This window comes from Microbacterium galbum (assembly GCF_032464915.1).
Classification (GTDB): Bacteria; Actinomycetota; Actinomycetes; order Actinomycetales; family Microbacteriaceae; genus Microbacterium; species Microbacterium galbum.
In genome coordinates this window covers 82239-96226 of record NZ_JAWDIS010000001.1, presented here as the reverse complement: position 1 = coordinate 96226, position 13988 = coordinate 82239, and the positions used below count along the sequence as shown (strand labels likewise).

Below are 13988 nucleotides of genomic sequence, written 5' to 3'. Positions count from 1 at the left end.
CGCCCTGTCACACTTCCCCGGTGCCAGGTCGATGCGGGTGGGGATCAGAGCCGAAGGATCGGCCCCGATCATCATGGACATCCGCGACATCCACACCCCCGTCCTCCTCGAGCGCTGCGCCGAGCTGCTCGGTCCCGCCCTGCAGAAGCCCGGCTCCGTCTTCGTCGACGGAACGCTCGGCATGGGCGGGCACTCCGAGGCGTTCCTCGACCGCTTCCCGAACGCACGCCTGATCGGCCTCGACCGCGACACCGACGCCCTGCGCATCGCGGGGGAGCGGCTCGCGCGCTTCGGCGACCGCGTCACCCTCGTGCACACGGTGTACGACGGGATCGCCGAGGCCGTGGCCTCCGCCGGCGTCGAGAAGGTCGACGGCATCCTGTTCGACCTCGGGGTGTCGTCGCTGCAGCTCGACGTGGCCGATCGCGGCTTCGCCTACGCGCAGGACGCACCGCTCGACATGCGCATGGACCAGACCCAGGGCGTCACCGCGGCCGAGGTGCTCGCCAGCTACGGCGAGGGCGATCTGCGCCGCATCTTCGAGCGCTACGGCGAGGAGAAGCTCGCCGGACGCTACGCGCGGGCGATCATCGCGGCGCGCGCCGTCGCCCCGCTCGAGCGCTCCGGCCAGCTCGTCGACGTGCTGCAGGCGGCGACCCCCGCGGCCGTTCTGCGCGAGCGCCACCCCGCGAAGCGCGTCTTCCAGGCGCTGCGCATCGAGGTCAACGCCGAACTCGCCGTGCTCGAGCGCACGATCCCGGCCGCCCTGAGCGTGCTGGGGGTCGGCGGGCGCATCGTCGTGCTGTCGTACCAGTCGCTCGAGGACCGGCTCGTCAAGCGCGTCTTCGCCGACGCCTCGACCTCGACCGCCCCGCGTGGCCTGCCCGTGGAGCTGCCCGAGCATGCCCCGAAGTTCCGGCTGCTCGTCCGCGGCGCCGAGCTCGCCGGCGACGCCGAGCGCGTAGCCAACCCCCGTGCCACCCCCGTGCGCCTGCGCGCGGCCGAGAGGATCCAGGAGGACGCATGAGCGCATCCCCGGCCATCGACCCCCGGGCCGCCTATCCGGACTTTCCGACGCCCGTCCGTGAGAGGCGACTCGCCGTCGTCCCCGCGACGGCCCGTCGGCGCGCGCCCCGCCGCCTGTTCGGCGTCATCGCGGTGACCGGCGCCCTGGTCATCGTGCTCGTGCAGATGGGACTCGGCATCCTCACCACGCAGAGTTCGTTCGAGATCGCCGCCCTCACGCAGCAGCAGCGCGACCTGACGTACCAGAAGCAGATCCTGAACGACGAGAGCGCCGGACTCAGCTCGCCCCAGTACCTCGCGGCCAACGCGGCGGCGCTCGGCATGGTCATCGACGAATCGCCCACCTACCTGCGGCTGAGCGACGGTGCCGTCATCGGCTCGGGCAAGCCGGCCGACTCGACCTCCTCGGTGGATGCCATGGGACGCGGCTCCGTGCGCAACGCCCTGATCGCCGGGGTGCCGCTGGTCACCGACCCCTCGGCGGCGACGACCGAGACCGGCTCCGCGGCGACGCCCGCGACCGCCTCCTCCTCCTCGGGCGCGGCGACCAGGACGACCGAATCGACGACACCCCCGTCGATCAGCGACGGTCTGCCGACTCCCGCGACACGATGAAGGCCATGACGACCACCACCTCCCGGTCCCCGCGGCGTCGGACCGTCGTCGCCCTCTCGATCGTGCTGATCGTGCTCGTCGCCTTCGTCGTGCGCCTCGTCGACATCCAGGTCGTCAACGCTCGGACGCACGTGAGCGACTCCCTCGCGATGGGACTGGAGAACTCGCGCGTCGAGTACGCCTCCCGCGGGTCGATCGTCGACGAGAACGGCGTCGTGCTCGCCTCCGCGGTCAACCGCTACGACGTGCAGGTCGATCCGATGCTCGCCGCGAAGGGCATCACCACCGTCGACGCGGGAAGCGACGACGACTCGGGGACCACCACCGGCTGGCCCGAGCTCGCCGCGCAGATCGCGGCCGTCACCGGACAGGATGCCGCAGAGGTCGAGAAGATCGTCACGGATGCCGTGGCCGAGAACCCCGACTCCCGCTACGCGATGATCGCGAAGAACGTCTCGACCGAGCAGTACCGCGCCCTCGCGGATCTCAAGCTGCCGTTCCTGAGCTTCCCCCCGCAGTCGGGGCGCGTCTACCCGGACGGTGCCGTGGGCGGGAATCTCCTGGGCTTCGTCGGCAGTGACGGACAACCGCTCGCCGGTCTGGAGAACGCCGACAACGCCTGCCTCGCCTCCACCGACGGCAAGGTCGTCTTCCAGCAGAGCCGCGACGGCGTCGTGCTGCCCGGTACCGAGGTCGTCACCCAGCCCGCCGTGGACGGCGGCACCCTGAAGCTCACGATCGACCGCGACCTGCAGTGGTACCTCGGCCAGCTCATCGCGGAGCAGGTGCAGAACACCGGATCGCTGCGGGGGACGATCACCGTCGTCGAAGCGAAGACGGGCAAGATCCGCGCCCTCGCCGAGTACCCCTCGGTCGATCCCAACGACCCGACCGCGACCCCCGCGGACGACCGGGGGAGCCGTGCGTTCTCGAGCCCGTTCGAGCCGGGGTCGACGTTCAAGGCGCTCACCACGGCGATCGGCCTGGACAGCGGCTCGTACACCCCGGAGACCACCGTCACCGCCTCCTCGCGCGAGGTGCTGGGCGGCGACGCCCGCGTGTCCGACGCCTTCTCGCACGGCGCGAACACCTACACGCCGACGGGGGTGCTGATCGACTCCTCGAACGTCGGCATCTCGAAGTTCGCCGAGATGATCCCGAAGCAGACGCGCTACGACTACCTGCAGAAGTTCGGTATGGGCTCGCTCAGCGCGATCGACTTCCCCGGCGAGTCGGCCGGCATCCTGCACCCGGTCGGGGACTGGGACACGCAGACCTTCTACAACACCGCCTTCGGTCAGGGTCTGTCGGTGACCGTTCCGCAGCTCGTCGGGGCGTACCAGACCATCGCGAACGGCGGCGTGAAGATCCCGCTCTCGCTGGTGGAGGGCTGCACCGCGGCCGACGGCTCCGTCACCGACACCCCCTCCACCGAGGGGACGCAGGTCATCTCCACCGCGACGGCGAAGGAGGTTGGGCTCATGCTGGAGAACGTCGCCACCCAGGGAGAGCTTGCGAGCAAGATCGCCATCCCGGGGTATCGCCTCGCGATCAAGACCGGAACCGGCGAGAAGGTCGACGAGAACACCGGCGCCTACAAGCCCGATGCGTACTTCACCACGATGATCGGGTTCGCCCCCGCCGACGACCCGCAGTACGTCGTCGCGGTCAACCTCGACGAACCGCGGACGGTAAAATCGTCCGCGGCCACCGCCCCCGCGTTCCAGAAGGCGATGACGCAGGTTCTCAAGACCTACCGCGTCATCCCGTCGGGAACCACGACCCCCGAACTGCCCAAGTTCGGCTGAGACACCGCCGACGCCGGTCTCGTCTCGGTAACGAATGCGACACGGAAAGGGCGTCCGCACAGCAATGATCTCCACCAGCCTCTCCCACCTCGCCGGCGTGCTCGGCGGGCGCCTCGTGCTCCGCCGCGACGACACCCCCGACACGACCGTCTCCGGTCCGGTCGACACCGATTCGCGCCTCATCGAGCGCGGCGGGATCTTCGTCGCCAAGCCCGGGGAGACGACCGACGGGCACCTCTTCGTCGGCACGGCGATCGAGAGGGGCGCCGTTCTGGCGATCGTGGAACGCGAGCTCGCCGAGGAGGTGAGCCAGGTCGTCGTCGACGACGTCATCGAGGCCCTCGCCGCCCTCGCGCGCGACAACGTCGCCCGGGTCCGCGCCGCCGGCGCTCTGAAGATCGTGGGCATCACCGGATCGAACGGCAAGACGACGACCAAGAACATGCTCGCGCGCATCCTCGAGGACGAGGGCCCCACCGTCGCCCCGCGCGCGTCGTTCAACAACGAGGTCGGCGCTCCGCTGACGATGCTGCGCGTCGAGGACGACACCCGTTTCCTCGTCAGCGAGTTCGGCGCGAGCGCCCCCGGTGCGATCGCGCGGCTCGCGGGCCTAGTGACCCCCGACATCGGCGTCGTCCTCATGGTCGGCATGGCCCACGCGGGCGGGTTCGGCGGCATCGAGTCGACGTTCCACGCCAAGAGCGAGCTCGTGACGGCCACCCGGGAGGGCGGGCTCGCCGTGCTCAACGCCGACGACCCGCGCGTCGCGGCGATGGAGCCGATCGCGCGCCAGCGCGGGCAGGACGTCCGGTGGTTCGGCCGCGGCGAGCGGGCCGTCGTGCGCGCCCTCGACGTCGAGGTCACGGCATCGGGGACCCGGGCCGATCTCGTGGTCGACGGACAGGCGCACACCCTCACCCTGCGGGTGCTCGGCGAGCACCACGTCATGAACGCCCTCGCCGCGATCGCCGCCGCCACCGCCCTGGGCGTCTCGGCGGCCGACGCGATCGCGCGCGTGGAGACGCTCGAGATCGCGGAGCGCTGGCGCATGCAGCCGATGGGCTCCGACCGGGTGCGCATCATCAACGACGCCTACAACGCCAGCCCCGACTCGATGTCCGCGGCGCTGCGCACCCTCGCGCAGATCACCGGCCCCGACGAACGCACCGTCGCCGTCCTCGGCGCGATGAGCGAGCTGGGGGAGTACGCCGACGAGGAGCACGACCGGGTCGGTCTGCTCGCCGTGCGCCTGCGCATCCAGCGGATCGTCGTCATCGGTCCCGAGGCGCGCCGTATGTACCTCGAGGCGATCGCGCAGGGGTCGTGGGACGGCGAGGCCGTCTTCTTCGCCGACGCCGACGCCGCGTACGACTACCTCTCGACCGAGCTGCGCGACGGCGACCGCGTCCTGGTGAAGTCGTCCAACTCGGCGGGGCTGCGCCACCTCGGCGATCGACTCGGGGAGCTGTTCGCGTGAGATCACTTCTGACGTCGGCGGCGATCTCGCTCGCCTTCACCCTCTTCCTCACCCCGGTGTTCCTGCGGTGGTTCCGCAAGTGGGGCTGGGGCCAGGTCATCCGCACGCCCGAGAACGTGCACAACCCCTCGCACGGGGCCAAACGCGGCACGCCCACCATGGGTGGCACGATCTTCATCTCCGGCACGATCGTGGGCTACTTCATCGGCTCCTACGCCGGCAACAACCCGCCCACCGTCTCCGGGCTTCTCGTGCTGTGGCTCATGCTCGGCTTCGGCGTCGTGGGCTTCATCGACGACTACATGAAGGTGCGCCACCAGAACAGCCTCGGCCTGTCGGGGTGGCGCAAGATTCTCGGCCAGGTGCTGGTCGTGGTGCCCTTCGCGATCGTCGCGTTGAACTTCCCGAACACGTTCGGTCAGACGGCCGCGTCGGAGTACATCTCCGTCTTCCGCGACATCCAGGTGCTCTCGCTGTTCGCGCTGGGCCCGGTCCTCGGCTGGCTGCTGTACCTGGCGTGGATCTCGCTCATCGGCACCGCGGCATCCAACTCGGTCAACGTCGCCGATGGACTCGACGGCCTCGCCGCGGGCTCGGGCATCTTCGTCGTCGGCGCGTACAGCCTCATGGCCTTCTGGCAGAACAAGCAGATGTGCGCCGATGTGCTCGATCCGACCGTGCAGGCCGGATGCTACGCCGTGCGCGACCCGTTCGACCTCGCCATCGTGTCGGCCTCCTTCGTGGGGGCGCTCGTCGGATTCCTGTGGTGGAACGCCCCGAAGGCCAAGGTCTTCATGGGCGACTGCGGGTCGATGGCCATCGGCGGCGTCATCGCGGCGCTGGCGATCTTCACCCGCACCGAGCTGCTGCTCGTGCTCATCGCGGGCGTCTACGTGATCGCGTCGGGCTCGGTGATCCTCCAGCGGGCCTACTTCAAGATCACCAAGGGCAAGAGGCTCTTCCTCATGAGCCCCTTGCACCATCACCTCGAGATGCGGGGGTGGCCCGAGGTCACCATCGTCGTGCGCATGTGGATCATCGCGGGCCTGCTCGCCGTCTCGGGCATCGGATTCTTCTACGTCGAATGGCTCGCACGCGTATGACCGACCTCTCCTCCCTCACCAGCTGGCACGCCGACTGGAAGGGCCTGCGCGTTGCCGTGCTGGGCCTGTCGGTGACGGGGTTCTCCGTCGCCGACACCCTCTCCGAGTTGGGCGCCGAGGTGCTCGTGGTGACCGAACGGGCGGATGCCGAGTACGGTCGTCTCCTGCCGGTCCTGGGCGTGCGCCTGCACGAGGGGCCGCTCGACGCGGTCCCGGCCGAGCTGAGCGCCTTCGCGCCCGAGGTGGTCATCGCCTCCCCGGGCTTCCCGCCGCACCACCCCCTGATCCGCTGGACGCAGGAACAGGGCATCGCCCTGTGGGGCGACGTGGAGCTGGCGTGGCGCGTGCGCGACAAGGTCGTCCGAGCCGACGGGCGGCCGGCCGACTGGGTGCTCATCACCGGCACGAACGGAAAGACCACCACCACGCGGCTGACCGCCGAGATGCTGGTCACGGCGGGTCTGCGCGCAGCTCCCGTGGGCAACATCGGCACCCCGGTGCTCGATGCCGTGCGCGATCCGGGCGGCTTCGACGCGCTCGTGGTCGAGCTCTCCAGCCACCAGCTCTGGTACCTCAACCTCCAGGCCGGCCCCGATGCGCTCTCGCCCCACGCGGCGGTGTGCCTCAATCTCGCCGACGACCATCTCGAATGGCACGGCGGCGCCGACGCGTACCGCGACGCCAAGGCCGGCGTCTACGCGCGCACCCGCGTGGCCTGCGTGTACAACAAGGCCGACCTCGCCACCCGCGGCATGGTCGAAGACGCCGAAGTGGTCGAGGGCGCCCGTGCGATCGGCTTCGACCTCGGTGTGCCGGGACCGAGCGATCTCGGGGTCGTCGACGGCATCCTGGTGGACCGGGCCTTCCTCGAAGAGCGCGCGACCTCGGCCCTCGAGCTCACGACCGTCACCGACCTGGCGGCTCGGGGACTCGCGGCACCGCACATGGTCGCCAACATCCTCGCGGCATCCGCCCTGGCCCGATCCCTCGGCGTCACCCCGGCGCACATCTTCGACACCCTCGAACGCTTCCGCCTCGACCCGCATCGCATCCAGGTCGTCGGCGCGCACGCCGGCGTGACGTGGGTCGACGACTCCAAGGCGACCAACCCGCACGCGGCGGCGTCGTCGCTGGCCGCCTATCCCGGCGCCGTGTGGGTCGTCGGCGGGCTCCTGAAGGGCGTCGACCTGTCCGATCTCGTGCGCGCGCGCGGAGCCTCCGTGCGCGCCGTGATCGTGATCGGCACCGAGCGCGGCGACATCGTCGCGGCGTTCGCGCGACACGCCCCCGCGGTGCCGCTGTTCGAGGTCGACCACGCCGAGACTGAAGACGTCATGGCGCAGGTCGTCGAACTGGCCGCGGGTGTGGCCCGGGATGGAGACACGGTTCTCCTGGCTCCCGCGGCGGCATCCTTCGACCAATTCGCGTCCTACTCCGACCGCGGCGACCGGTTCGCCGACGCGGTGCGGGCGTGGATCGCCGGCCAGGACGACGGAGCATCTCGACCGACCGACTGAGGGGACCACGCGTGACCACGACGGCACCCCCTCCACGGCAGACGCCGGACGAGCAGCCCGAGCGCAGCGGTCTCATCGCGCGCGTCTCCCTCGGACGGGCGTTCCGCCCGGTCGCGAGCGAGTTCCTGTTGATCGCCTCCGCGGCCCTGCTGCTGACGGGGTTCGGTCTGGTGATGGTCCTGTCGGCCACCTCCGCCCTCGACGGCGGGCAGAGCCCCTTCGACCACGTCATCAAGCAGGGCGTGTTCGCGGTCGTCGGCATCCCGCTGATGTTCGTGCTGAGCCGGGCGCGCATGAGCTTCTGGAAGAAGATCGCGTGGCCCGCGCTGATCCTGGCGACCATGTTCCAGCTGCTCGTCTACGTCCCGGGCCTCGGCATCGCCTCGTACGGCAACCGCAACTGGGTGCAGATCGCCGGTTTCCAGTTCCAGCCCGCCGAGTTCCTCAAGCTCACCCTCGCGCTGTGGATGGGCGCGGTGCTGTATCGCAAGCGGCGACTGCTGACCTCGTGGAAGCACGTCTTCATCCCCGTCGTCCCCGTCTCGGTGCTCGTGATCGGAACCGTGCTGGGCGGCAAGGACCTCGGTACGGTGATGATCCTCGTGCTCGTGGTGCTGGGGGCGCTGTTCTTCGCCGGTATCAAGCTGCGCATGTTCATCGTCCCGGCGGTGCTGGCCATCGCGGTGGTGCTGCTGTCGGCCGTCGGCAGCGAGAACCGCATGGCCCGCATCATGAGCCTGTTCAACCCCGACGACGCCTCCTGCTACTACACCTCGTGCTACCAGTCGCTGCACGGGATCTGGGGGCTCGCCAGCGGGGGACTGCTGGGACTGGGCCTGGGCAACTCGAAGGAGAAGTACGACTGGCTCCCGGCGGCCGCCAACGACTACATCTTCGCCATCATCGGCGAGGAGCTGGGCCTGGTCGGCTGCATCGTGGTGCTCGTGCTGTTCGCGGTCTTCGCCGTCGGCGCCTTCCGCATCATCCGACGGACCGACGACAGCTTCGTGCGCATCGTCGCCGGCGCGATCACCCTGTGGATCGTCGGTCAGGCGCTGGTGAACATCGGCGTGGTCCTGCGCATCTTCCCGGTGCTGGGCGTCCCGCTGCCGTTCATGTCGCAGGGTGGCACGTCTCTGCTGTCGGTGCTCATCGCGTGCGGTGTGCTGCTGTCGTGCGCGCGCACGCTCCCCGACCACCGCGAGGTCGTGGAGTCCCGCTCGAACCGCCGCGCCGCCCCGGCGCGACGTTCCGGCCGCCGCGGCTGAGGGGCACACGACGACACGTCGAGGATCCGGCCCCGTCGGTACCCGGCCCGAGTGGTCGCGGCGAAGCGGTGCCCCCGACCTGGCTAGGGTCGTACGGTGACGACTTACCTCCTCGCCGGCGGCGGTACCGCCGGGCACGTGAACCCCCTCCTCGCGGTCGCCGACGGTCTGCGCGCGCGCGACGCCGCCTCGGACGTGCTCGTGCTCGGAACCCGCGAGGGCCTCGAGTCGCGCCTGGTCCCGTTGCGCGGGTACGAGCTGCTCACCATCGCGAAGGTCCCCTTCCCGCGGCGGCCCGACCGCGCTGCCGCGGTCTTCCCCGCCCGCTTCCTCCGCGCGGTCGCCGACGTGCGCCGCATGATCCGCCAGCGCGGTGTCGACGCGGTCGTCGGCTTCGGCGGCTACGCGGCCGCGCCCGCGTACATCGCCGCGCGCCGCGAGCGGGTGCCCTTCGTCGTGCACGAAGCCAACGCCAAGCCGGGACTCGCCAACGTCCTGGGCGCCCGCACCGCCGCAGGAGTGGGCGTCGCCTTCGCCGGCACGCCGCTCCGCGGGGCGCGCGAGGTCGGGATGCCGCTGCGTCGCGAGGTCGTCGAGCTCGACGCTCCCGCCCTCCGCGCGGAGGCGGCCGCCCACTTCGGCCTCGACGCCGACCGCCCGACCCTGCTGGTCTTCGGCGGCTCCCTCGGCGCGCTGCGGCTGAACACCGCGTTCGAGGGCGCGTGGCGCGATATTCTCGACGCCGGGTGGCAGCTGCTCCACGTCACCGGACAGACCTCCGACCTTGCCGACCCGGGTGCCGAGGGCTACGCCGTGGTCCGGTACGTCGACCGCATGGACCTCGCGTTCGCCCTCGCCGATCTCGTCGTGTCGCGCTCGGGTGCGGCGACCGTGAGCGAGATCAACGCGCTCGGCATCCCCGCCGTCTACGTGCCCTACGCGGTCGGCAACGGCGAGCAGAGCCTCAACGCCGCCGCGTCCGTGCGCGCCGGGGCGGCGCTGCTCATCCCCGACGCGGAATTCACCCCCGACCGGGTGCGCGCCGAGGTCGTGCCGCTGCTCGCCGACGACGCGCGGCGCACCGCCATGCGCGACGCGGCCGCGCGCACCGGTATCCGCACGGGAACCGAGAACGTCATCGCCATGATCGACGAGGCCCTGGCCCGCTGAGCCCGGCGTCTTGCGCCGGGCGCGACGGGAACGAGGGATGCCGCTCGTCCGAGGCATTCCTCCCAGCGGTGGCGGGGGAACCCCGGCGCCCCAGCCGTGCGGAAGCGGGGTCCGCGCCAGCGCGGCGAGGCCGTTGCGCAGGGAGGGCGACGTAAACTCGCAAGCGCCATGATCAGACCCGACCTGAGCCTCCCCATCCCCGAGACCATCACCTCCGCGCACTTCATCGGCGTGGGGGGATCGGGCATGTCCGGCCTCGCCCGCATGTTCCTCGACCGCGGCATCCGGGTCTCCGGCTCGGACCGGGCCGACAGCGCGGCCCTCCGCGACCTCGCCGCCCGCGGCGCCACCGTCCACGTCGGTCACGACGCCGCGCACCTCGGCGACGCCGACACGGTCGTGCACACCGGGGCGATCTGGCCGGAGAACCCCGAGTTCGTCACCGCGAAGCAGCGCGGCCTGCACGTCATCCACCGGTCCCAGGCGCTGCACTGGCTGATCGGCGGGCGCCGTCTCGTCTCGGTCGCCGGGGCCCACGGCAAGACCACCTCGACCGGCATGATCGTGACCGCCCTGCGCGCCCTCGAGCTCGACCCGACGTTCGTCAACGGCGGCGTGATCGCCGATCTCGGCGCCTCGAGCGGCACCGGCTCCGACGACCTCGTCGTGATCGAGGCCGACGAGTCCGACGGCACGTTCGAGCTCTACGACACCTCCGTCGCCCTCATCACCAACGTCGATCCCGACCACCTCGACCACTACGGTTCGCGCGACGCGTTCGACGCCGCATTCGCCCGTTTCGCGGATGCCGCGAGCGAGGCCGTGGTGATCTCGGCCGACGACCCCGGAGCCCGCGCCGTCCGCGAGCGCATCACGCACGCGAACGTCGTCACCTTCGGCGAGGACGAGAGCGCCGACGTGCGGCTCAGCGGCATCCGGACGGACGGTCCCGTCGCCTTCACGCTGACCGCCGGCGACGAGAGCGTCGAGGTGCGCCTGCGCGTCCCCGGCGCCCACAACGCCGTGAACGCCGCGGGCGCCGTGGCCGTGCTGCGCGTGCTGGGTCATCCCCTCGCCGACGCGGCGCGCGCGGTCGAGGCCTTCGGTGGCACGGTCCGCCGCTTCGAGCTCCACGGCGTCGAGCGCGGCGTCAGCGTCTACGACGATTACGCCCACCACCCGACCGAGGTGGCGGCCGCGCTGTCGGCCGCGCGCACGGTCGTGGGGGAGGGACGCCTGATCGCGATCCAGCAGCCCCACACGTACTCGCGCACGCAGGAGATGTTCCGCGAGTTCGCCGAGGTGCTGGAGTCGCACGCCGACCACACGGTCATGCTCGACGTGTACGGCGCGCGCGAGGACCCCGTACCCGGGGTGACCGGGGAGCTCGTCAGCGGCGCGTTCGCCGACCCCGCGCACGTGCACTACGTTCCCGACTGGCAGGCCGCCGCCGACTACACCGCCGAGATCGCCCGGCCCGGCGACTACGTCATCACCCTCGGCTGCGGCAACGTCTACCAGATCATCCCGCAGGTGCTCGACGCCCTGTCGCGCACGACCACGACGGCACCGGCGGTCTGATCGTGCGTCGGCCCTCGCCCCTGCCTCCGCCCCCGGAGTCCGAGCGTGCCGCGGTCACGGCCCGGAACCACGGCGGGGCCCCGCGGGAACCGATCGAGGGGGCTCGCGACGACCGCCGTGCGCCGTCGACCGTCGTCGGGGAAGGCGCGCCGGAGTCCCGGCATCCCGATCCCGCGTCCGAGACCGCCCCGGTGCTGCCGCTCGTGCGCCCCGCCGACATCCCGGAGGCGGGCCGCAAGCCCGCTCGCGAGGAAGCGGCGACGGACGCCGAGGGCACGAGCCTGCGCGACGTGTGGCGGGCCTCGCGCGCCCGGCGCCGCGCCCTGGCGGCCGAGGTCAAACGCTTCACCGTCCGGCAGCGTCGTCGTCGCCGCGTCTGGATCGGCGTGGGCGCGGCCTTCCTCGTGATGGTGCTCGGCACCGCCGGGGCGGCCTACAGCCCGCTGTTCGCCGTCGAGCGCATCGACGTCGTCGGTACCTCGCAGCTCGACGCCGCCACGGTCGCCGAGGCTCTGAGCAACCAGGTCGGAACGCCGCTGGCGATGGTCGACGACAGTGCGGTGAAGGCCGCCCTCGTGCGCTTCCCGCTCGTGGAGTCGTACACGCTCGAGGCGCGACCGCCGCACGATCTCGTCGTCAACGTCGTCGAGCGCACGCCGATCGGCGCCCTGCAGACCCCGGCCGGCTTCACCGTGGTGGATGCCGCGGGCGTGGCACTGTCGACCACCCCCGACGCGCCGGGGGGTCAGCCCCTGCTCGAGATCAGCGGCGGCACCGGGTCGGCGGCGTTCCATGCGGCCGGCCGCGTCATGCGCGCGCTGCCGGACGCCGTGCGCGCACAGGTCACCGGCGTCTCGGCATCCACCCCCGATGACGTCACGCTCACGCTCGGCGCGACGGGGTCGCGTGTGGTGTGGGGGAGCGCCGACCGGTCTGCCGAGAAGGCGATCGTGCTCGACCGTCTGATGACGCAGAGCCCGCCCGATCGTGCCAAGGAGTACGACGTCACCTCGCCCGAGGCCGGCGTCGTCCGCTGATATTCGACGCGATAACGGAACACGCCGCGTGTCGGCCCGACGGTGCCCCCGGCGCGACCTACCTTCGAGCTAAGGAATTGCATACCGGGCAATTCTTTAACCCTCAACATGAGGTTTAGAGTTTCGGGTTCGGGGACAAACGGAGGCCGGCATGAGCCACAACCAGAACTACCTCGCCGTGATCAAGGTCGTCGGTGTGGGCGGGGGCGGCGTCAACGCCGTCAACCGCATGATCGAGCTCGGCCTGCGCGGGGTGGAGTTCATCGCGATCAACACCGACGCGCAGGCGCTGCTCATGAGCGACGCCGACGTCAAGCTCGACGTGGGCCGCGAGCTCACGCGCGGCCTGGGTGCCGGTGCGGATCCCGAGGTGGGTCGTCGCGCCGCCGAGGACCACGCGGAAGAGATCGAAGAGGCCCTGCGCGGTGCCGACATGGTCTTCGTCACGGCAGGCGAGGGCGGTGGTACGGGTACGGGCGGCGCCCCCGTCGTCGCCAAGATCGCCAAGTCGATCGGCGCCCTGACCATCGGTGTCGTCACCAAGCCCTTCTCGTTCGAGGGTCGTCGTCGTCAGAGCCAGGCCGAGGCCGGCGTCGGGCGTCTGAAGGAAGAGGTCGACACCCTCATCGTCGTCCCCAACGACCGCCTCCTCGAGATCAGCGACCGCGGCATCTCGATGATCGAGGCCTTCGCCACGGCCGACCAGGTGCTCCTCGCCGGTGTGCAGGGCATCACCGACCTCATCACGACCCCGGGTCTCATCAACCTCGACTTCGCCGACGTCAAGTCGGTGATGCAGGGGGCCGGCTCCGCGCTCATGGGCATCGGCTCGTCGAGGGGGGCCGATCGCGCGATCAAGGCCGCCGAGCTCGCGGTGGAATCGCCGCTGCTGGAGGCCTCGATCGAAGGCGCCCACGGCGTGCTGCTGTCGATCCAGGGCGGATCGAACCTCGGCATCTTCGAGATCAACGACGCCGCGCAACTGGTGAAGGAGGCCGCGCACCCCGAGGCCAACATCATCTTCGGTACGGTCATCGACGACACCCTCGGCGACGAGGTGCGCGTCACGGTGATCGCGGCCGGCTTCGACGGGGGAGAGCCCTCCCTGCGCATCGACGCCGTCGGCGCGCAGCGACCGGCCTCGGCGCCCGTCGTCCCGGTGATCCCCGCCGACGACGTCGCCCGCGACCTCGACGCCGCCGAAGAGCAGAAGGCCGCCACGGAGCGCGCTCCCGAGCGTCGCCCCGAGCCCGCGCCGGTGACCGCGCGCGTGCCCGAGACCTCCTACGACAACGGCTACGCCGACGACGACCTCGACGTGCCCGACTTCCTGAAGTAAGAGACAGTCCCCGAAAGCGAGCGGGTCCGGTCCCCACCGGGCCCGCT

Annotated in this window: 11 protein-coding genes; all 11 read left to right on the top strand. The window is 71.1% G+C overall.

Going from position 1 to position 13988, the window contains the following annotated elements; translation table 11 throughout:
- The first annotated feature begins 73 nt into the window (after positions 1-73).
- The 11 genes from rsmH to ftsZ all read left to right on the top strand — a co-directional run bounded on the left by rsmH (position 74) and on the right by ftsZ (position 13941).
- Positions 74-1027, top strand: coding sequence for a 16S rRNA (cytosine(1402)-N(4))-methyltransferase RsmH (gene rsmH, locus RWH45_RS00515; RefSeq protein WP_315992987.1), 954 nt, complete (start codon positions 74-76; stop codon positions 1025-1027).
- Complete coding sequence (ftsL, locus tag RWH45_RS00510; protein WP_315992986.1) at positions 1024-1641, top strand: cell division protein FtsL; 618 nt, start codon at positions 1024-1026, stop codon at positions 1639-1641. The genes rsmH and ftsL overlap by 4 nt, the downstream gene beginning before the upstream one ends.
- Positions 1642-1646: 5 nt before the next feature.
- Positions 1647-3449, top strand: coding sequence for a peptidoglycan D,D-transpeptidase FtsI family protein (locus RWH45_RS00505; RefSeq protein ID WP_315992985.1), 1803 nt, complete (start codon positions 1647-1649; stop codon positions 3447-3449).
- Positions 3450-3513: 64 nt separating this feature from the next.
- Complete coding sequence (locus RWH45_RS00500) at positions 3514-4926, top strand: UDP-N-acetylmuramoyl-tripeptide--D-alanyl-D-alanine ligase (RefSeq protein ID WP_315992984.1); 1413 nt, start codon at positions 3514-3516, stop codon at positions 4924-4926.
- On the top strand, positions 4923-6029 hold the full coding sequence (gene mraY / locus RWH45_RS00495) for a phospho-N-acetylmuramoyl-pentapeptide-transferase (RefSeq protein WP_315992983.1): 1107 nt from the start codon (positions 4923-4925) through the stop codon (positions 6027-6029). Before RWH45_RS00500 ends, mraY begins: the two co-directional genes overlap by 4 nt.
- Entirely contained in the window at positions 6011-7546 is a 1536-nt protein-coding gene (gene murD / locus RWH45_RS00490) for a UDP-N-acetylmuramoyl-L-alanine--D-glutamate ligase (RefSeq protein ID WP_437127312.1), read from the top strand. The genes mraY and murD overlap by 19 nt, the downstream gene beginning before the upstream one ends.
- A gap of 11 nt (positions 7547-7557) precedes the next feature.
- Positions 7558-8814, top strand: a complete 1257-nt coding sequence (ftsW, locus tag RWH45_RS00485; RefSeq protein WP_315992982.1) for a putative lipid II flippase FtsW — start codon at positions 7558-7560, stop codon at positions 8812-8814.
- Between the two features lie 96 nt (positions 8815-8910).
- Positions 8911-9984: a UDP-N-acetylglucosamine--N-acetylmuramyl-(pentapeptide) pyrophosphoryl-undecaprenol N-acetylglucosamine transferase gene (locus RWH45_RS00480; protein WP_315992981.1), complete on the top strand. Its 1074-nt coding sequence runs from the start codon at positions 8911-8913 to the stop codon at positions 9982-9984.
- A gap of 168 nt (positions 9985-10152) precedes the next feature.
- Entirely contained in the window at positions 10153-11565 is a 1413-nt protein-coding gene (gene murC / locus RWH45_RS00475; RefSeq protein ID WP_315992980.1) for a UDP-N-acetylmuramate--L-alanine ligase, read from the top strand.
- 191 nt (positions 11566-11756) lie between these two features.
- Positions 11757-12602, top strand: coding sequence for an FtsQ-type POTRA domain-containing protein (locus RWH45_RS00470; RefSeq protein WP_315992979.1), 846 nt, complete (start codon positions 11757-11759; stop codon positions 12600-12602).
- A gap of 151 nt (positions 12603-12753) precedes the next feature.
- On the top strand, positions 12754-13941 hold the full coding sequence (gene ftsZ, locus RWH45_RS00465) for a cell division protein FtsZ (protein ID WP_076674902.1): 1188 nt from the start codon (positions 12754-12756) through the stop codon (positions 13939-13941).
- Positions 13942-13988 lie beyond the last annotated feature (47 nt).

Coding starts and splice junctions, on each gene's coding strand:
- rsmH (WP_315992987.1), top strand. CDS start 74: ATGGACATCCGCGACATCCACACCCCCGTCCTCCTCGAGCGCTGCGCC.
- ftsL (WP_315992986.1), top strand. CDS start 1,024: ATGAGCGCATCCCCGGCCATCGACCCCCGGGCCGCCTATCCGGACTTT.
- RWH45_RS00505 (WP_315992985.1), top strand. CDS start 1,647: ATGACGACCACCACCTCCCGGTCCCCGCGGCGTCGGACCGTCGTCGCC.
- RWH45_RS00500 (WP_315992984.1), top strand. CDS start 3,514: ATGATCTCCACCAGCCTCTCCCACCTCGCCGGCGTGCTCGGCGGGCGC.
- murD (WP_437127312.1), top strand. CDS start 6,011: ATGGCTCGCACGCGTATGACCGACCTCTCCTCCCTCACCAGCTGGCAC.
- murC (WP_315992980.1), top strand. CDS start 10,153: ATGATCAGACCCGACCTGAGCCTCCCCATCCCCGAGACCATCACCTCC.
- ftsZ (WP_076674902.1), top strand. CDS start 12,754: ATGAGCCACAACCAGAACTACCTCGCCGTGATCAAGGTCGTCGGTGTG.